19 protein-coding genes are annotated in these 18,654 nt (G+C 70.7%); 13 read left to right on the forward strand and 6 right to left on the reverse strand.

Annotated elements, in window-relative coordinates; translation table 11 throughout:
* Positions 1–20: 20 nt before the first annotated feature.
* Together VNJ48_RS18575 and VNJ48_RS18580 are read left to right on the forward strand one after the other, a co-directional pair.
* Positions 21–3,257: an ATP-dependent DNA helicase gene (locus tag VNJ48_RS18575; RefSeq protein ID WP_325604852.1), complete on the forward strand. Its 3,237-nt coding sequence runs from the start codon at positions 21–23 to the stop codon at positions 3,255–3,257.
* Positions 3,254–6,451, forward strand: coding sequence for an ATP-dependent DNA helicase (locus tag VNJ48_RS18580; RefSeq protein ID WP_325604854.1), 3,198 nt, complete (start codon positions 3,254–3,256; stop codon positions 6,449–6,451). The genes VNJ48_RS18575 and VNJ48_RS18580 overlap by 4 nt, the downstream gene beginning before the upstream one ends.
* Before the next feature lie 287 nt (positions 6,452–6,738).
* Here the strand turns inward: VNJ48_RS18580 and deoD are convergent, their stop codons facing one another.
* The gene (deoD, locus tag VNJ48_RS18585; RefSeq protein WP_325604856.1) at positions 6,739–7,446 is read right to left on the reverse strand and encodes a purine-nucleoside phosphorylase; all 708 of its coding nucleotides are present in this window, start codon (positions 7,444–7,446) and stop codon (positions 6,739–6,741) included.
* Positions 7,447–7,581: 135 nt separating this feature from the next.
* On the opposite strand from deoD, the gene nudC reads away from it, so the two are divergent.
* On the forward strand, positions 7,582–8,505 hold the full coding sequence (nudC, locus tag VNJ48_RS18590; RefSeq protein ID WP_325604858.1) for an NAD(+) diphosphatase: 924 nt from the start codon (positions 7,582–7,584) through the stop codon (positions 8,503–8,505).
* 21 nt (positions 8,506–8,526) lie between these two features.
* Here nudC and VNJ48_RS18595 read toward each other — a convergent pair whose 3' ends face one another.
* Entirely contained in the window at positions 8,527–8,781 is a 255-nt protein-coding gene (locus VNJ48_RS18595; protein WP_325604860.1) for a mycoredoxin, read from the reverse strand.
* An 80-nt stretch (positions 8,782–8,861) separates the two neighbouring features.
* Here VNJ48_RS18595 and VNJ48_RS18600 point away from each other — a divergent pair, with 80 nt between their 5' ends.
* The 5 genes from VNJ48_RS18600 to VNJ48_RS18620 all read left to right on the forward strand — a co-directional run bounded on the left by VNJ48_RS18600 (position 8,862) and on the right by VNJ48_RS18620 (position 12,226).
* Positions 8,862–10,913 (forward strand): ATP-dependent DNA helicase UvrD2, encoded by a 2,052-nt coding sequence (locus VNJ48_RS18600; protein WP_325604862.1) that lies wholly within the window; start codon positions 8,862–8,864, stop codon positions 10,911–10,913.
* A 122-nt stretch (positions 10,914–11,035) separates the two neighbouring features.
* On the forward strand, positions 11,036–11,245 hold the full coding sequence (locus VNJ48_RS18605; protein WP_325604864.1) for a hypothetical protein: 210 nt from the start codon (positions 11,036–11,038) through the stop codon (positions 11,243–11,245).
* A 144-nt stretch (positions 11,246–11,389) separates the two neighbouring features.
* The gene (locus VNJ48_RS18610) at positions 11,390–11,716 is read left to right on the forward strand and encodes a WhiB family transcriptional regulator (RefSeq protein WP_325604866.1); all 327 of its coding nucleotides are present in this window, start codon (positions 11,390–11,392) and stop codon (positions 11,714–11,716) included.
* Between the two features lie 87 nt (positions 11,717–11,803).
* Positions 11,804–11,968, forward strand: a complete 165-nt coding sequence (locus tag VNJ48_RS18615) for a hypothetical protein (protein ID WP_325604868.1) — start codon at positions 11,804–11,806, stop codon at positions 11,966–11,968.
* Positions 11,969–12,067: 99 nt separating this feature from the next.
* Complete coding sequence (locus VNJ48_RS18620) at positions 12,068–12,226, forward strand: hypothetical protein (RefSeq protein ID WP_325604870.1); 159 nt, start codon at positions 12,068–12,070, stop codon at positions 12,224–12,226.
* Positions 12,227–12,235: 9 nt separating this feature from the next.
* Here the strand turns inward: VNJ48_RS18620 and VNJ48_RS18625 are convergent, their stop codons facing one another.
* Positions 12,236–12,802, reverse strand: a complete 567-nt coding sequence (locus VNJ48_RS18625) for a hypothetical protein (protein WP_325604872.1) — start codon at positions 12,800–12,802, stop codon at positions 12,236–12,238.
* A 122-nt stretch (positions 12,803–12,924) separates the two neighbouring features.
* On the reverse strand, positions 12,925–13,083 hold the full coding sequence (locus tag VNJ48_RS18630) for a DUF5679 domain-containing protein (protein WP_091115022.1): 159 nt from the start codon (positions 13,081–13,083) through the stop codon (positions 12,925–12,927).
* 150 nt (positions 13,084–13,233) lie between these two features.
* Between VNJ48_RS18630 and VNJ48_RS18635 the strand changes: the two genes are divergently transcribed.
* The 3 genes from VNJ48_RS18635 to VNJ48_RS18645 all read left to right on the forward strand — a co-directional run bounded on the left by VNJ48_RS18635 (position 13,234) and on the right by VNJ48_RS18645 (position 15,955).
* A complete protein-coding gene (locus VNJ48_RS18635; protein WP_325604874.1) occupies positions 13,234–14,052 on the forward strand; it encodes an enoyl-CoA hydratase/isomerase family protein in 819 nt (272 codons plus the stop codon).
* A gap of 324 nt (positions 14,053–14,376) precedes the next feature.
* Positions 14,377–15,429: a PHP domain-containing protein gene (locus VNJ48_RS18640; RefSeq protein WP_325604876.1), complete on the forward strand. Its 1,053-nt coding sequence runs from the start codon at positions 14,377–14,379 to the stop codon at positions 15,427–15,429.
* Positions 15,422–15,955 (forward strand): M48 family metallopeptidase, encoded by a 534-nt coding sequence (locus VNJ48_RS18645; RefSeq protein ID WP_325604878.1) that lies wholly within the window; start codon positions 15,422–15,424, stop codon positions 15,953–15,955. Before VNJ48_RS18640 ends, VNJ48_RS18645 begins: the two co-directional genes overlap by 8 nt.
* Here VNJ48_RS18645 and VNJ48_RS18650 read toward each other — a convergent pair.
* A complete protein-coding gene (locus VNJ48_RS18650) occupies positions 15,937–16,497 on the reverse strand; it encodes an NUDIX hydrolase (protein WP_325604880.1) in 561 nt (186 codons plus the stop codon). The genes VNJ48_RS18645 and VNJ48_RS18650 overlap by 19 nt on opposite strands.
* Positions 16,494–17,867, reverse strand: coding sequence for a zinc-dependent metalloprotease (locus VNJ48_RS18655; protein WP_325604882.1), 1,374 nt, complete (start codon positions 17,865–17,867; stop codon positions 16,494–16,496). Before VNJ48_RS18655 ends, VNJ48_RS18650 begins: the two co-directional genes overlap by 4 nt.
* A 48-nt stretch (positions 17,868–17,915) precedes the next feature.
* On the opposite strand from VNJ48_RS18655, the gene VNJ48_RS18660 reads away from it, so the two are divergent.
* Positions 17,916–18,356: a molybdenum cofactor biosynthesis protein MoaE gene (locus VNJ48_RS18660; protein WP_325604884.1), complete on the forward strand. Its 441-nt coding sequence runs from the start codon at positions 17,916–17,918 to the stop codon at positions 18,354–18,356.
* 4 nt (positions 18,357–18,360) lie between these two features.
* The gene (locus VNJ48_RS18665; protein WP_325604886.1) at positions 18,361–18,645 is read left to right on the forward strand and encodes a hypothetical protein; all 285 of its coding nucleotides are present in this window, start codon (positions 18,361–18,363) and stop codon (positions 18,643–18,645) included.
* Positions 18,646–18,654: the final 9 nt, after the last annotated feature.

Here is an 18,654-nt window from a genome sequence, read left to right on the forward strand (position 1 = left end):
TCGTCTGTTTGAGTGCAGCCATGGCCGCGACCTCCCCGCCCACCACGCGCTACCGCCTTGTCCGGGCGGCCGCGCCGGCGCCCTCGCGCCCGACGCTCGACGAGCACCAGCAGGAGGTCGTCGACCACGCCGGCGGCCCGCTCCTGGTGCTCGCCGGTCCCGGCACGGGGAAGACCACGACCATGGTCGAGGCCATCGCCGAGCTCATCGAGCGACGTGGTGTGCATCCCGACCAGGTCCTGGCCCTGACCTTCTCCCGCAAGGCCGCAGAGCAGCTGCGCGACCGCGTGAGCGCGCGGGTCGGACGCACCACGTCGGCGGCGACGTGCTCGACGTTCCACTCCTTCGCCTACTCGTTGATCCGTGCCTACAGCCCGCTTGATCTGTACGACGCCCCGTTGCGGCTGCTGTCGGCCCCCGAGGCCGACGTCGTGCTGCGCGAGCTGCTGATGGACAACCCCGAGTCGGTCGCCTGGCCCGAGGCGCTGAACAGCGCCCTGGGGACCCGCGGCTTCACCCGAGAGGTGCATGCCGTCCTGTCCCGGGCGCGGGAGAAGGGCCTGGACCCCGCCGGGCTCGAAGCGCTGGGCGCGGCCAACGGGCTGCCCGAGTTCGTCGCTGCCGGGCTGTTCCTGGAGCAATACCTCACCGTCTTGGACAACCTCGGCGCCACCGACTATCCCGACCTCATCCGTCGGGCCGTGATCACTGCCGAGGCGCACCGCGATGAGCTGCGAGCCAGGTTCACCCACGTCTTCGTCGACGAATACCAGGACACCGACCCGGGCCAGGTCGCCCTGCTGCGCGCACTGGCGGGCGACGGACGCAACCTCACCGTGGTCGGCGACCCGCACCAGTCGATCTACGGGTTCCGGGGCGCCGACGTCCGGGGGATCCTCGACTTCCCAGGCCAGTTCCCCACCTCCTCGGGCCAACGAGCCCCGGTCCTCGTGCTTCGGCACACCCGCCGCTTCGGCCCGCGCCTGCTGCTGGCCGCGGGCCGGATCGCCGCCCGTCTTCCGCTGACGGGCAGCATCGGCCCCGAGGCCCGCGACGCGTTCCTGTCCCCGCAGGCCGTCCCCGGAGCACACGGCGAGGGCCGGGTCGAGGTCCACACCTTCGACACCGATCGCGCCGAGTCCGAGCACCTCGCCGACCTCCTGCGGCGCGCACACCTCGAGGACGGCATCGAGTGGTCGGAGATGGCGGTGCTCGTCCGCTCCGGCCAGGCGTCGATTCCCCCGCTGCGACGAGCGCTCGCCGCCGCCGGCGTCCCCGTCGAGGTCGCCACCGACGAGGTGCCGCTGGTGCGCGACCCGGCGGTGGTGCCCCTCCTCGACGCCCTGCGTGCCGTGGTCAACCTCGACAACAATGACCCCGACTCGGCCGACTTCCTCGACCCCGGGCGCATCGAGTCGTTGCTGCTCTCACCGCTGGGGGGACTCGACGCCAGTGATCTCCGCGCTCTCGTGCGCCGCCTGCGCACGCGGGAGAAGGTCAACGAGGCGCCCCGCACCAGTCGGGAGCTGCTGCGCCTCGCCGTCGCCGCCGACGACTTCCTCGCCGGGCTGGACGGACCCGAGGTCGACCGCTGTCGCGCCCTCGCGTCCCTCCTGCGCTCCGCATCAGCCCTTCTCGAGCAGCGGGCCAGCGTCGAGGACGTGCTGTGGCATCTGTGGTCCGGCACGAGCTGGCCCGACCGCCTCCGTCGTCAGGTCGACCACGGCGGGGCGGCGGCACGCCGCGCGCACAAGGACCTCGACTCGATCTGCGCCCTGTTCGAGGTCACTGCTCGCGCCGTCGAGCACCGGGACCACGTCGGTGTCGGTGCCTTCTTCGCCGGCCTCGTCGCCCAGCAGATTCCCGGCGACACCCTCGCCGAGAAGGGGGTGCGGGGTTCCGCCGTCCGGCTGCTCACCGCCCACCGGTCGAAGGGGCTGGAGTGGGACCTCGTGGTCGTGGCGCACGTGCAGCAGGAGGGCTGGCCGGACCTGCGCCGCCGGTCCAGCCTGCTGGGAGCCGATCGGATCGGTCTGGACGGCACCGGCCGGCCCGATCTCGTGCCTCCCGTCACCGCCCGGGCCCTGCTCATGGAGGAGCGCAGGCTGTTCTACGTCGCGTGCACCCGTGCCCGCCGACGTCTGGTCGTCACGGCGGTCAGGTCCGACGAGGACGAGGGCGAGCAACCCTCGCGGTTCCTGGCCGAGCTCGAGCTCGTCGCGGAGCACCACAACGGACGCCCGCCCCGCCCGCTGTCCCTCGGCGGTCTGGTGGCCGACCTGCGCCGTACCGTCGCCGACCCGGACACCTCCCAGCCTCTCCGGCATGCCGCTGCCCGACGCCTCGCTGCCCTGGCGGCTGAGGAGGTCGGTGGTCGCCCCCTGGTGCCCCAGGCCGATCCGTCGTCGTGGTGGGGCACCCGCGCGGTCACCAGGTCGCCTCGACCGGTGCGCGACCCCGAACGCCCGGTCCCGGTCTCCGCGAGCATGCTCGACGCACTGATGACGTGCCCCGCCCAATGGTTCCTGGCGCGGGAGGCAGGCGGCCTGACGGCAGCGCACCAGGCGGTCAACCTCGGCCAGATCGTGCACGCACTGGCCGAGCGGGTGGCCACGTCCGAGCTCATCGCCGACGTCGACGTGCTCATGAGCGAGGTGGACGCAGTGTGGGGGCGACTCGCGTTCCGCACGCCCTGGTCGCGCAAGCGGGAGCACGACCGCATCCGCAAGGCGATCGAACGCTTCGTGGCCTGGCACGAGTCCAATGGACGAGAGTTCGTGGCCGCGGAGACGCGCTTCAAGACCGTCGTGCAGGTCCAAGGACAGGAGATCACCCTCAACGGCACGGCCGACCGCCTGGAGCTGACGCAGGACGGCGAGGTGGTCGTGGTCGACTTCAAGACCAGCCGGAGTGCCCCGTCCGCGCCGGCCGTCAAGGCCAACCTGCAGCTCGCGCTGTACCAATACGCCGTCGACGCGGGAGCGCTCGACGAGGTGGTCGGCCGACCCACCAGGTCCGGTGGTGCGGAGCTGGTGCAGCTCGGCATCCAGGACGACACCGAGCTCGCCAAGGTGCAGGTCCAGGAGGCGCACGTCGACGGCGGTCCCGAACGCGAGCTGTTGCGCGAAGGGCTCGCGCGGGCCGCGACGCTGATCACGCACGAGACCTTCCCGGCGGTCCCGGGTCCGCACTGCCGCGACTGCTCGTTCGTGCCGATCTGTCCGGCCCGGGGCGCAGGCTCGGTGACCGTCCAATGACCCCATCAACGCCGATCCGCCTGGACACCCCAGCCGACCTCCAGGCACTCATGGGAGGACACGCGCCGAGTCCGGAGCAGTGGGAGGCGATCACCGCCGAGCTGCGCCCGACCGTCGTGGTGGCGGGCGCCGGCAGCGGCAAGACCACCCTGATGGCCCAGCGGGTCGTCTACCTCGTCGCGACCGGGCGGGTGCGGCCCGAGGAGGTCCTGGGGCTGACGTTCACGACCAAGGCCGCTGCCGAGCTGCGGAGCAGGGTCGCGCTGGCCCTCTCCAACGCCGGCCTGCGCTCGGTCGTCGCCGATGGCGAAGACGTCCTGGAGCCCACCGTCGCCACCTACCACGCCTACGCCGGCAGCCTCCTGACCGATCACGGGCTGCGGATCGGACACGAGCCCGACACCCGCGTCGTGTCCGACGCCTCTCGCTACCAGCTCGGTGCGCGGGTGATCGACCGGTTCACCGGTCACATCGAGCTGCTGTCCGACCACCCGGCGACCGTCATCCAGAACGTCCTGGCACTGGACGGGGCGATGAGTGAGCACCTGGTCGCTGCCGACGACGTCCGTCGCGTGGACGGCGAGGCACGCCAGGGGTTCGAGAGCGCGCGTGCTGAAGAGGTCCAGGGCAAGGCCCGCAAGACCTATCTGGAGGCCATCGACCGGGCCATCAACGCCTTGGACAGGCGAGCCGAGCTCCTGGAGCTCGTGGCCGGCTATCGCCGGCTCAAGGCAGACCTGGGACTCATGGACTTCGGTGACCAGATCGCCCTCGCCGCCCGGCTCGTCGCGGAGCAACCCGACGTCGGGGTGGTCGAGCGAGGCCGGTTCAAGGTCGTCCTGCTCGACGAATACCAGGACACCTCGGTCGCCCAGGCCACGATGCTCGCCCGGCTCTTCTCGGGCCCCTCCCCGGACTCAGGCCTCGGCCACCCGGTCATGGCGGTCGGCGATCCCAACCAGGCGATCTACGGCTGGCGCGGCGCATCGGTCTCCAACATCCTCAACTTCGCCGAGACCTTCCCCGCGGCCGACGGCGAGCCCGGCCGGCTGCCACTCACCGTCAACCGACGCTCCGACCGGCGCATCCTCGACGTGGCCAACCGCTTGGCCGAGCCCCTCCTCGCGGCGTACGGCGACAAGGTCGCCCGGCTCCGGGCACCAGAGGGGACTCCTGACGGCGTCGTGGAGACACACGTCTTCGAGCGCGCGGTCGACGAGCTCGACTGGCTCACGCGATCGGTGACCGAGGTCCATGACGCAGGCACGCCGTGGTCCGAGGTCGGGGTGCTGTGCCGCGACAACGCCCACGCGGCCGAGGTCTACGACGCGCTGACCGGGGCCGGCGTGCCGGTCGAGATCGTGGGCCTGTCGGGACTGATCCGACTGCCCGAGGTCGCGGAGGTCGTGGCAACGCTCTCCCTGCTGCACGACGTGACCGCCAATGCCGCGGTCCTGACCCTGCTGGCAGGTCCACGGTGGGCGATCGGGCCGCGCGACCTGCGCCTCCTGGCCGAGCGCGCAGCCGAGATCGGCGGTGGCCGCGACCGCAGCGAGGCGGCCTCGATCGGCCAGCAGCTCCTGCGCATCGCCGACGGCATCGACGTCTCCGAGCTCCCCGCTCTCAGCGACGCGCTCGAGGATCCGGGCGAGGCTCCGTTCTCCCCGGAGGCTCGCGAGCGCTTCGGGCTCCTCGCCGGGGAGCTGCGGCGCCTGCGCAGCCACGTCGGTGACCCGCTCCTCGATGTCGTACGCCGCGTCATCGACACCACCGGCGTCGACGTCGAGCTGGCGTCCGCCACCGCTGTGTCCGCGGCGGCGCGGCGCGACAACCTCGATCTCTTCGTCAAGGCCGTGGCCGAGTTCCAGTCGGTCGACGGCGACGTGACCCTCCCCGCGCTGCTGGCCTACCTGACGGCCGAGGACGACGACGGCAACGGTCTCGACATCGCCACCCCGACCGCCGCCGACTCGGTCAAGCTCCTGACCGTCCACCGGGCCAAGGGCCTGGAGTGGTCCTCGGTGTTCTGCGTCGGGGTCGGCGAGACGCGGTTCCCGAGCAACCGGTCACGGACCCTGTGGACGTCGTCGCCGGCCGTGCTGCCGGCGCCACTTCGCGGCGACCGGGCGGACCAGCCCCAGCTGCACGGCCACGACAAGGCCGCGCTCGACGCCTATCGTGCGGCCACCCGGGAGCACGATGCGGAGGAGGAGCTGCGCCTCGGCTACGTCGCCTTCACCCGGGCCGCCCACCATCTCGCCGTCACGTCCTACGTCTGGGCCCAGCGAGCCACTCCGTTCGGGCCGTCCGCCTACCAGCGCGTGGTGCGCGAACAGCTCGAGCACTGGGGCGCACCTGTCGGTGCCTGGCTGGACCGGCCGACCGGCAAGCCGCCCAACCCCAACGACGAGGTCGACCCCTCGAGGCCGTGGCCGGTGCCCGGTCCGGGTGAGGAGGCACGGCGACGGCTCGCCGCCGCGGAGCTCGTGCGCGCTGCCGATCCGACCGCTCCCGACGACGACCTCGACCTGATCGAGTCCGCTCGGGTGGCCGACTGGGACGACGACCTCGGCCAGCTCGTCGCCGAGGCCCGCGCCGCACGCGCTACCGACGTGGCCGTGCCGATGCCCTCGAGCCTCTCGGCGACCGCGCTCACCCGGTTGCACACCGATTCCGATGCCCTGGCCCGCGAGCTCGCCCGACCCATGCCACGCGCGCCGTCGGCTCAGGCCCGCTTCGGCACTGACTTCCACGCCTGGGTCGAGGCGCGCTTCGGCCAGCAGGCGCTGCTGGAGCCCGACGAGCTCTGGGGGCGGGCCGACGCGGACATCGAGGACTCAGGTGAGCTCCACGACGTCATCCGCAGCTTCGAGCGTGGCCCCTTCGCCGACCGAGCCCCTCACCGTGTCGAGGCCCCGTTCGCGCTCGTGCTGGCCGGACAGGTCGTCCGGGGTCGGATCGACGCCGCCTATCGCGAGGAGGACGGGTCCTTCCTGGTGGTCGACTGGAAGACCAACAGGGCCGAGACCGCCGACCCGCTGCAGCTCGCCATCTACCGCCTCGCCTGGGCCGAGATCAACGACGTGCCGCTGACGTCCGTGCACGCGGTGTTCCACTACGTCCGCACCGGGCGGACCGTGGAGCCCGACGACCTGCCCGGTCGCGAGGAGCTGGAGAGGATCATCGCCGGCTGATCTCCCGGGGCCGGCCCGCAGCGCGTCACTGATCCGGTCCCTGATCCGGAGCAGGAGGAGCTGTCGCAGCCGGGCGCATCGAAGACAGCGGTGCCTTGCTGCCACCAGGTGGCACCGAACGACCGCTGTCTCCGGCCAGAGCCCCCCCAGCGGCACCGGGGCAGGAAGAGCTGTGGCTTTGGTGCCATTCGCGGACATCAAACCACGTCAACGGAGCGCGCTCGGCCCCGGAGGGAGCCGCCTGGGTCAGGCCGAGCCGACCGAGATCGTGATGGTCGGCACGGTCCTCAGGCGAGTGCTGCTGACAGCGCGATGTGGACCATCGCGTCGAAGGTCTGCTCGCGCTCGGCCGACGTCGTCTGCTCGCCGGTGACGATGTGGTCGCTGACGGTGCACACGACCAGTGCCTTGCGGTCGTACGCCGCAGCGAGCGTGTACAACGCACTCGCCTCCATCTCGACGGCGAGCACGCCGTGGTCGGTCATGGGCAACATCAGCTCGGGGCGAGGTGAGTAGAACGAGTCGCTCGAGATGATGAGACCGACGTGGCTGGTGACGCCGTCGGTCGCCTGCGCGGCGGCGTACGCCCGGCTCAGCAGGCCGAAGTCGGCGACCGGTGCGTAGTCGAGGCCCCCGAAGCGCAGCTGGTTCATCGACGAGTCCGTGCAGGCACCGCTGGCCAGGACGACGTCGCGGACGGCGACCTTCTCGGTCAGGGCCCCGCAAGACCCGACGCGGATGACGGACTCGACGTCGTAGTCGGTGAAGAGCTCGTTGACGTAGATCGCGAGCGACGGCTGGCCCATGCCGGATCCCTGCACCGACACGCGCTGTCCGTGCCAGGTCCCGGTGTAGCCGTACATCCCGCGGACCTCGGTGTAGCACTGCGCGTCGTCGAGGAACGTCTCGGCAATCCACTTGGCGCGCAGGGGGTCCCCGGGCATCAGGACGACGGGGGCGATGTCTCCGGGCGCTGCGCCGATGTGGGTGCTCATGCACGTGCTCGCTTCGCTCCGCGCGCGCATGAGGCACGTGGCGCGCTGTGTTTGATGATTCGCTCGCTTCGCTTGCTCACGTGGTCAGCCTAGAGGGGTCGTACGGCGACGGAGACGCGGTCGTAGCCTGTGCACGTGATCCGCTTCCTGCCGCACGTGGCCCTGTCTGTCCGCGCCCATGACCGCGAGGGGATGCGGCGCACGGACGCAGACTGGTTGGCCGAGAGATGGGCGGACGACTCGACACTTGTCCTGGTGCTGGTCGGGACCAGGCTGCGTCCCGTCGACGGTGCGGTGCACTGGGTCAGCCCCGCGGAAGCACCGAAGGGCAGGCGTGTCCTGCTGGGCCATGCCGAGTGCGTGACCCGCTTCGCGGTGATCGCCCAGCCGGGTGACGTCGACGGCGAACGTGACGAGTGGGTCGCCCTGCGCGCGCTCTTCCCGGCCCTGCTGGCGGGCGATGAGTCGCTGGTGGGGGATGTGCCGTGGCTCTTCCACGCAGTCGGTCTCGCCGAATGGCACTGGGTGACCCGGTTCTGCCCACGCTGTGGGGGCGAGCTCGAGTCGAGCCACGCTGGGCACCAGCTCGACTGCATCGAGTGCGGGAAGCCGCAGTTCCCACGAACCGACCCGGCGGTCATCATGGCGGTCACCAAGGGGGAACCCGGCAGCGACGACGAGCGGATCCTGCTCGGACGTCAGGTGTCGTGGCCGGAGGGACGCTTCTCCACGCTGGCCGGCTTCTGCGAGCCAGGCGAGACGCTCGAGGACGCCGTACGCCGCGAGGTGCTCGAGGAGACGGGCGTGCTCGTCGGTGAGGTCACCTACTTCGGCAACCAGCCGTGGCCGCTGCCCGCGAGCCTGATGGTGGGCTTCACCGCGCGGGCGCTCACCGAGGACATCGAGGTCGACGGGACGGAGATGGCCGAGGCGCGGTGGGTCAGCAGGGCCGACCTGCGCGGCGATACCGCAGATCGCATCGCAGTCTCGAGCGGGATCTCCATCTCCGCGTCGCTCATGGAGACCTGGCTGGGATCGCCGCTGACCGGCGGCTGGTGACCGACCCGTATCGTCGGTCGGTCAGCTGGTGAGGGACGCGAGCTTCGCCTTCACCTGGGCGAGCGAGGGGTTGGTCTGGGCCGAGCCGTCGGCATACACCAGGGTCGGGACCGTCTGGTTGCCGTTGTTGACCTCCTGGACCGTCACTGCGGCCTCCGGGTGCTGCTCGATGTCGATGACCTCGTAGCTGATGCCCTCGCGGTCGAGCTGGCCCCTCAGTCGGTGGCAGTAGCCGCACCACGGCGTGCTGTACATCGTGAAGCTTCGCTCGCTCATGAGGCGTTGTCCGTCCTGACGTCTAGGGTTTCGATATCCGTCCAGCACAACCTCTCATCACCCGGAGTTGTTCCGCACCCATGCCCACGCCCGACGAGTTGCTGGCTGCCCTCGACCCCGAGCAGCGCCAGGTCGCTGAGGCCATCCGCGGGCCCGTTCGCGTGCTCGCGGGCGCGGGCACCGGCAAGACCCGGGCGATCACGCACCGGATCGCCTACGGCGTCGCGACAGGGGTCTACGCGCCCACCGAGGTCCTCGCCGTCACCTTCACGACGCGCGCGGCCGGCGAGATGCGGGGACGACTTCGTGGCCTCGGTGCCGGCGGAGTGCAAGCCAGGACGTTCCACTCCGCGGCGCTGCGCCAGCTGCGCTACTTCTGGCCCCGGGTGCACGGACACGAGCTGCCAGAGCTGATCGAGTCCAAGATCGGACTGCTCGCCGGAGCTGCCCGGCGTCAGCGCGTCCAGACCGACCAAGCGCTGCTGCGCGACCTCGCCAGCGAGGTCGAATGGGCCAAGGTCAGCAACGTCTCGCCCGACGACTACGCCCGGGTGGCCGAGCAGCGGGGCCGCTCCGTGGCCAAGCTCGATGCCGCGTCGGTGGCCCGGATCTACGAGGGCTATGAGGAGATCAAGCGCGGCCAGACCCGCATGGACATGGAGGACGTCCTCCTGTTCGCTGCCGGCCTGCTCGCCGACGAGGAAGCCGTGGCGGCACAGGTCCGACGACAGTACAAGTGGCTCGTCGTCGACGAGTTCCAGGACGTGTCGCCGCTGCAGTCAGCCCTGCTCGACCTCTGGCTCGGTGGCCGCAACGAGATCTGTGTCGTCGGCGACCCCGCCCAGACGATCTACTCCTTCGCCGGGGCCAACGCCTCCTACCTGCGCGACTTCGCCAAGAAATACCCCGCAACCACGTGCGTCGAGCTGGTCCGCAACTACCGGTCCACGCCGCAGATCGTCGGGGCGGCCAACCAGATGCTGGCGGGAAGTCCGAGCAGGGGCGTGCGGCTCGTCGCCCAGCAGCCGGCCGGCCCGGAGGTGACCTACAACGCCCACACCGACGAGGTGGCCGAGGCCGCCGCCACCGCCGACAAGATCGCGGCCCTGCGCGCCGCCGGCACGCCGGCGGGCGAGATGGCCATCCTCTTCCGGATCAACGCCCAGTCCGAGACCTTCGAGGACGCCCTGAGCCGACGCAAGATCCCCTATGTCGTCCGGGGCGCCGCGCGCTTCTTCGACCGTCCCGAGGTGCGTCAGGCGGTGACCTTGCTGCGAGGCACCGCCCGCTCCGGCCAGGGCGAGGGCTCCGTGGACGATCTCGTCCAGGCCACGTTGTCCGGGATGGGCTGGACCCCGGAGCCCCCGGGGACGCGCGGGGAGACCCGCAACCGCTGGGAGTCGCTGCAGGCACTGGTCGACCAGGCCGCCGAGTTCGTCCGCGAGCACCCCGGCGCCGCCCTCGGGTCGCTCGTCGACGATCTCGATCGACGCGCCTCAGAGCAGCACGCCCCGCTGGCCGACGGCGTCACGCTGGCCACCCTGCACACCGCCAAGGGCCTGGAGTGGGACGCGGTCTTCCTCTGCGGCATGCAGGACGGCACGCTCCCGATCGTCTACGCCGAGACTCCGGCCGAGATCGAGGAGGAGCGGCGCCTGCTCTACGTCGGCATGACCCGAGCGCGCAAGACGCTGGCGATCTCGTGGGCGCTGGCGCGCAACCCGGGCGGCCGTGGATCCCGCAAGCCGTCCCGGTTCCTCGACGCAGTGGCCGAGGTCGAGCGGTCCGCCACGGTCACGTCCGCAGCGGGTCGCAACCGCAAGGCGCGTCACTGCCGAGAGTGCGGTGGGCCGCTCGGCTCCCCCTCGGAGAAGAAGATCGGCCGGTGCAGCGACTGTCCGGCGTCCTACGACGAAGGCCTCTTCGAGCGGCTTCGCGAGTGGCGCCTGGCCCGGGCCGCCGACGACAGTGTCCCGGCCTTCGTCGTCTTCACCGATGCGACCCTGCAGCTGATCGCCGAGCACCGCCCCAGCGACCAGCGCGGGTTGCTCAAGATCAGCGGAGTCGGGGCCTCCAAGCTCATGAAGTACGGCGACGATGTGCTCGCTGTGCTGGCCGCCGAAGAAAAATGAAGAAATACCCATAAAATCGTTTGCCCATTACACGGGGCAGCCGCTACTTTTACTCCCACAAGCCACGCGCACACGATCACTGACACCGATCAGCGCCCGATCACCTGAGGAGGTGGACCGCAATGAAGATCTTCACCACATGGCAGCAGCCGGCAATCGAGCCGAGCTTCGTCATGCCCGTCAACGCCTCCACCTCCGCCTACGCCCGGCCGCACACATGCGGCATCACGGCGCCGGTGTCCGGAGCCGTCATGGGCGACGTGCGCCTCGATGCAGTCCGCATCAAGGGCGTCTTCCCGGGATCTCCCGCCTGGAGTCCGCCGATCAGTTGACAAGCAACTGAACGGCTCACCTCCAGGCCGCGGATCCCCACCGGGATCCGCGGTCTTTTCGTCTCTCCGGAGGCGTTGAGCCCGCGGACCCCGATCACACGAACTTGCACCAGCGATCAGGTCAACGAGAAGGAGGTGAAACACATGACCATCAGTGTTCTCGACCGCAACCGAGCCGGCGATGTCACCCAGGGAGACCTGGGCGGCCTCCACGACGCGGCTGCCCAGGTGGATGACGAGCTGCTGCCCTGCCGTACCAACGAGTCAGAGCTGTGGTTTGCCGAATCCCCGTCCGACGTCGAGTTCGCCAAGACCCTGTGCCAGGCGTGCCCTGTCCAGGCTCTGTGCCTCGACGGGGCCCTTGAACGGCGTGAGCCGTGGGGCGTCTGGGGCGGCGAGCTCTTCCTTCAGGGCGTGGTGATCCCGCGCAAGCGTCCCCGCGGTCGACCCCGCAAGAACGCCGCAGCCTGATCAGGGCCGCACCCCTTCTCACGAACGACCGGAGCACCTCAACACATGAACACCACTCAGCAACTCAACTCTTTCAAAGGACACGACATGAACACGATGCACGAAAGCCTGGCGCGCGCGCAGATGACCGCGCGCCTGGGAGAGGCGCAGCAGCTGCGGCGTGGCCACCAGCTGGCCCTGGCCCGTCGCATGAGCCGCAAGGCCGAACTGGCCGCGCAGCAGGCGCGTCTCGCCCTCGCTCGCGCGATCTAGCGACCAGCTCACCCTGATCGCGGGTGATGCAAGCAGAGCCGGCACGACAGACTCCTGTCGTGCCGGCTCTGGTGCATTTCGGCCGGGTAGCGTGATCTCATGCGCACCTGTGACTTCTGTGGCCGACAGGCCGAGCAGGCCGAGACACTGTCGTGGACGACGTCGGTCGAGAACGGCCGTCGCCGGACCTACTGCGACGAGTGCTCGCGCACCCACCTGCGGGCCATCGAGGGCAAGCTCGACAACGAGTGGTGGTAGCACCCAGCGTCAGCCGACCCGGCGACTGGCCCCATCATCGGCCCCATCATCGGCCCCATCATCGGTCAGGTGACCGGCCGACTGGTCTGGCAGGCCCCACGAGCAACCGCAGTGCGGGTGCCGCAGCCAGCGCTGCAGCTCGGGCTGCCGGTCGCTGGCCAGCGTGAGGGAGGACGACCACGTCAGGGGCAACCCGCCGGAGTGCCACGTCGCCAGGTCGCGCACCGCCCACCCCACTCCGGCCATCAGCAGCGCCGGATCCAGCGGCTCGCCGGGTGCGAGGGCAGGCGCCGCGGACGCAGTGGCGGCACCCCCCACCTGCACGCACCGCAGGCACGCCGTGACCCCCGGCTGGACGAAGGGGCCGAGCCGGATCGACTCGCCACCCAGGCACATGACCAGATGGGGCAGGGAGTCGACCAGCCACCGGTCAGTGGCGGAGGGGTCGTCCTGCGCGGTCACGAGGAGCGCAAGATCGGCAGAGTCGCTCGGTCGGAGCCCGGCCAGCGTCACGAGCTCGGTGATGCGGTCGGCATACGCGGGTGGCGCGTGCACCTGCGCCCGGATCGACTCCATGGCGACACTCAAGCAGCGAGAGTGGTCGCTCGCATCCGGCCGTCCACAGGCCCGTCAAATGCCAGCGGCGACGTCACCGCTGGGGTGACGTCGCCGGCTGAGCTGGTGGTGGTAGGCGAGTCTCACGCCTTGCCGAGGATGCGGTTGAGGTTGGTGCTGCAGACCGGGCAGACGGCCTTCGCCATCCGGGTGCCCTTGTCGTTGACCTTGACCTCGCCCTCCGCCTCGCGCTTCTCCTTGCACTTGACGCAGTAGAACTCGCCACTCCAGGTTTCGGCCATAGGGGCCTCCTTGCTTGGGTTCTCGCCTCGTCACGACGGGGAGGATGGGGAAGCCCGTCGGGGACACACGGCTGACCGCTGGTCCGTCAGCGACCCTACGCCAAGCGCGCTCAGGCACGGCGCAACACGCTCGGTCAGTAGGGTGAGCCCATGTCTGAAGAGCGCCGCGAGAACACGCCTGAATACGCGCAGCTGCGCCTCGATCGTCCCGCTGTCGGGGTCGTCCGCCTCACCTTGGACAACCCCGGAATGCGCAACGCCATGAGCGAGGAGATGACCGCGTCGTGGGTGCGTGCCATCGACGACCTGGCGGGAGATCGCTCGGTGCGGGTCGTCGTGGTCACCGGCGAGGGATCGGCGTTCTGCTCGGGAGGTGACACCAGCTGGATCTCCAGCGAGCCGGACGCCAGCGTCGACCACCTCCGCAACCGGATGCTGCCCTTCTACCGAGCGTGGCTCTCGATCCGCAGGCTCGAGGTGCCCACGATCGCGGCCGTCAACGGCCACGCGATCGGCGCTGGACTCTGCCTGGCCCTCGCCTGCGACATCCGCTACGCCGCCCGGGACGCCAAGCTCGGTGTCCCCTTCGTCAGGCTCGGCATGCACGCCGGGATGGCCGGCACCTACCTGCTGCCCAACGTTGTGGGTGCCGCGCACGCACGCGACCTGCTGCTCACCGGGCGCGTGGTCGACAGCGACGAGGCGCTGCGCATCGGCCTGGTCTCGCGGGTGATGGAGGGCTCGAGCTTCGCCGACGAGGTGCTCGACATCGCGCGCGAGATCGCCGCGACGGCACCGATCGCCACTCGCCTCACCAAGATCGCACTCGCTGACGGCGGCCACGCCGACTTCGAGAGCGCCCTGCAGTGGGAGTCGCTGGCCCAGCCGATGACCCTGGCCACCTCGGACCTCCAGGAGGGCGTCCGCGCCAGTCGCGAGAGGCGCGCACCGGAGTTTCGGGGGAGATGAAGACGAGGCCCTCGATCCGCTGGCGTCCGACCGAGCGCTTCCCCACGCTGGTCGTGCCCGACGGGCCGAGGGCCTCATCTGGCGCAAACCTACGAGATGGCTGATCGCGGGGTCAATGGGGGTCTTTCCACGCCTGTGCACAGGCCTGTGGACAACTTGTGGACCAACGGGCCGCGGCGGGGGAGAACCAGACCGGCAGCGGGGACGAGGTTGTGTGGGACACGCCCTACCGGACCGTCCGACAGCCCCGTGACCAGCCACAATGCTTGGCGAGGCCCTGTGGAGCAAAATGATCTGTGACCGACGTTCAGGAGGGGAGACGCGATGAGCGAGTACGCCGCTGGCCCGGTGGCCGCGCTGCGCCGCATCGCCTTCCTGCTCGAGCGGGCACGGGAGGACACCCGACGGGTCCAGGCCTTCCGGGCTGCGGCAGCAGTGATCCTGCCGCTGCCCGATGACGAGGTGAGCAGGCGTGCCGAGGCCGGCACCCTGACCGAGCTGCCCGGGATCGGGCCCAGCACCGCTGCCGTCATCGCCGACGCGTGTCGCGGCCGGCTCCCCGATCGTCTTGCCAAGCTCGAGGCCGAGCATGCCGGGCCCCTGGCCGACACCGGGCAGGGCCTGCGCGCGAAGCTCCGCGGCGACTGCCACTCCCACTCGGACTGGTCCGACGGCGGCTCGCCCATCGAGGAGATGGCCATGACGGCGATGGAGCTGGGCCACGAATACCTCGTGCTCACCGACCACTCGCCCCGGCTCAAGATCGCTCGCGGCCTCAGCGCCGAACGGTTGGCCCGACAGCTCGACGTGGTCGCGGCCATCAACGCCCATCTGGTGTCGCCGGACGCGACGACCGAGACGTTCACGCTGCTGCGCGGGATCGAGGTCGACATCCTCGACGACGGCTCGCTGGATCAGACCGACGAGCTGCTGGCTCGGCTGGACGTCCGGGTGGCCAGCGTCCACTCCAAGCTGGCGATGGAGGGCGACGCGATGACGCGTCGGATGATCGCCGCCGTGCGCAACCCATACACCAACGTGCTCGGCCACTGCACCGGACGGCTCGTCACCGGCAACCGCGGGGTCCGGAAGCAGAGCCAGTTCGACGCCCGGGCGGTCTTCGAGGCCTGCCGCGACAACGACACCGCGGTCGAGATCAACTCACGCCCCGAGCGCCGTGACCCGCCGACGGACCTGCTCGAGCTCGCGCGCGACCTCGGGTGCCTCTTCTCGATCGACTCCGACGCGCACGCGCCGGGCCAGCTCGACATGCTCGACTACGGCTGCGCACGAGCGGAGGAGGCCGGAATCGACGCTGACCGGGTCATCAACACGTGGCCACGGGACCGGTTGCTCGAGTGGGCCAACCGTGGCTGAGCCGCCCATCGTCGAGGTCCGGCGCTCGAAGCGCCGCCGGCGCACCGTGTCGGCATACCGCGAGGGCGACCGGGTCATCGTGCTGATCCCCGCCTCGATGAGCAAGCGCGACGAAGCGAGATGGGTGACCGACATGGTCGCGCGCCTCGAGCGGCAGGAGAGGCGCCGCAAGCCCAGCGACGAGCAGCTGATGGCGCGGGCCGCGGTCCTCAACGACACCTGGTTGGGTGGGCTGGCGACTCCGTCGAGCGTGCGGTGGGTCTCCAACCAGAAGTCTCGGTGGGGTTCGTGCACGCCCGGCGACCGGTCGGTGCGTCTCTCCGAACGGCTCCAGCAGATGCCGTCGTGGGTGGTGGACTACGTGCTGGTCCACGAGCTGGCGCACCTGATCGAGCCGGGCCACGATGCGAAGTTCTGGGCGTGGGTCGACCGTTATCCCAAGGCCGAACGCGCGAAGGGCTACCTCGCCGGTTGGTCGACGGCCGCGAGGATGGAGCTCCCGGAGGGCTACGACGAAGGCGAGTGACCCAGGCGAGCGAGCGCCGGCGCGATCCGCGACGCCAGGTCGGGGTTGGGCAGGTCGTCTATCGGCCACCAGGCGACGTCCAGCGACTCCTCGCTGACAGCGTGGCGGGCACCGGCGCGGGCGGTGGCCGCGAACATCACGTCGAAGTGGTGGACTGCCGTGCCGGGAGCGCAGAACGGCACGAGATGGGCGTCGAGCTCGATGGGAACGGGGTCGAGCGACAGGTCGGATCGCTGGAGTCCTGACTCCTCCACCGCTTCACGGAGGGCGGCGCCCGCCACGGTGGTGTCCTCCGGTTCGGGGTGCCCGCCGAACTGGAACCAGCGGCGTGCCTTCGCGTGATGGGTCAGCAGCACGCGGGTGGCGCCCTCGTTGAACACCAGGGTCGAGGCCGTGAGGTGGTCGGGCAGACAGTCACGCGTCATGGCGTCCGGGCGGGCATCGAGGAGGCACACGTAACGGTCGCGCAGCAGCGCTTGGTCGGTCGTCGGTGCGACCCAGCCCTGGAGGGTGGCGAGGGCGTCCGCGTGCAGCCGGCTCACTCCTGGCCGGGCTGGTCGCCGGACTGGTCGGGGTCCGGACCGTCGAGGAGCTCGCGCAGACCGGCGTCGAAGTCCTCCTCGGAGAGGGACAGAGGAGCCGCGGCGTCCTCGCGGAAGCCGAGCGGGTCGTCCAGGTCGGCGGCAGTGGGCAGCAGGTCGGGGTGCATCCACACGCCGTCTCGGCCCTCGGTGCCCTGGCGGGTCCGCAGCGAGCCCCACAGGGTCGAGGCGTCGCGGAGTCGGCGGGGCCGCAGCTCGAGGCCGACGAGGGAGGCGAAGGTCTGCTCCGCCGGACCGCCGGCTGCCCTGCGGCGGCGTACGGACTCCTGCAGCTTGGTCGCTGCCGGCATCCGCTCCTGGGTGGCCTGGCCGACGACCTCGTCGACCCAGCCCTCGACCAGGGCCAGGGTGATCTCCAGGCGATCGAGGGCGGCCTGCTGGGCCGGCGACTTGGAGAGGTCGAAGAGTCCGCCCTCGAGGGCGGACTGCATGGCCATCGGGTTCATCGGGTCGATCTCGCGGAGCTTCTCCTCCATGCCGGAGACGTTGATCTCCATGCCGCGGCCGTAGTCGGCCACGGCGCCGATCAGGTGCTCCCGGAGCCAGGGCACGTTGGCGAAGAGGCGCTGGTGCGCGGCCTCGCGCAGCGCAAGGTAGAGGAGGACGTCATCAGCGCTGACGTCGAGCTCGCCGGCAAACGCGTCGATGTTGCCGGGCAGGAGCGCTGCCTTGCCGTCCGGACCGAGGGGGAGTCCGATGTCGGAGGCTCCCAGCACCTCACCGGACAGTGCGCCCACGCCCTGGCCGACCTGGGTCGCGACCATCGCGCCGGTGATCTTGCCCAGCATCCCGATCAGGGGACCGGCCATCGCCCGCGCGTCCTCGGGCAGCGCGTTGCTCAGAGCACCGACGGCCGACCCGGCCAGCGGCTCGACCAACCGCTTCCACACGTCGGTGGTCTCCACGATCCATTCGGCGCGGCTCCACGCAGCAGTCGTGGTGACGCCCGACGGGAAGTCGGTGGTCTCGTCGAGCCAGTGGTCGGCCAGGCGCACCGCGTCCGCGATCGCGTCGCGCTGGGCCTGGGTCGGCGTCGGGTCAGGCGTCTGCGCCGCAGCCTTGCGGGCCACGTCCGTGACGACCGCCCAGTTGACCGGGCCGTCGTGCGGCTGCATGAAGGCCTGCATCTGGCTCATCAGGCCACTGAGGTCGGGCATCCCGGGAACGCCCTGACCCGGGCCACCAGCCGCGCCGAATCCGCCTCCGGGGCCGCCGCCCAGGGCCCCGCCGAGAGCGCTGAAGATCTGCTCGAAGGGGGTGCCCTTGAACGGGTTCGGCTCGTCCGGCGACTCTCCGGGGTTGTTGCTCATGGCTCCACGTTACTCACCGGCTCCCAGCGGGTTACCTAGACTCTGCCCATGACGCAGGCCCCCCAGCACACCGCCGTCCGCCTTGTCGCGATCCGCGACAGTGCCCTCGACGTCAACGAGGTCATCGACGTGCTCGATGACGTGGCGGCAGGGGCTCTGACGCTGTTCGTGGGCCGGGTCCGAGACCACGACGGGGGACAGGGCGTGACGTCCCTCGACTACAGCGCCCACCCGAGCGCCTACGAGCGGCTGGAGGACGTCTGTGCCCGGATCGCCAGCGAGCACGACGTCCACGGGCTGGTCGCGGTGCACCGGATCGGGCACCTGGAGATCGGGGACGTCGCGGTGATCGTGGCGACGACGGCCAGTCACCGCGATGTCGCCTTCCAGGCATCGCGCGCCCTCATCGACACCCTCAAGTCCGAAGTACCCATCTGGAAGCACCAGCGTTTCGCGGACGGTCGCGAGGAGTGGGTCGGCCTACCCTGACCACATGGAGATCCTGCTGTGGCTCGTGCCGGCCGCCCTGGCGACCGCCGGTGCCACCGTGTGGGTCAGCTGGCTGGCTCGAGAGGGTCGCGGTGAGGTCGATCGCGATGTCGCCGTCCAGCGCCTGGCGAAGGCGCTCGAGAAGGACCATCGCCAGGCACATCGCAGGGCCCTGCCCGCTCGCCCGGCGCGTGCGGCGGACCGCAGCACCGGGATCGCCGTACGCCCGACCCGGACCGGCCCAAGTGGCGCCTCAAGTGCCGGCCCCGAGACCCGTCGCGCGTCCTAGTTGCACCTG

The organism is Nocardioides sp. (assembly GCF_035576065.1).
Taxonomy (GTDB): domain Bacteria; phylum Actinomycetota; class Actinomycetes; order Propionibacteriales; family Nocardioidaceae; genus Nocardioides.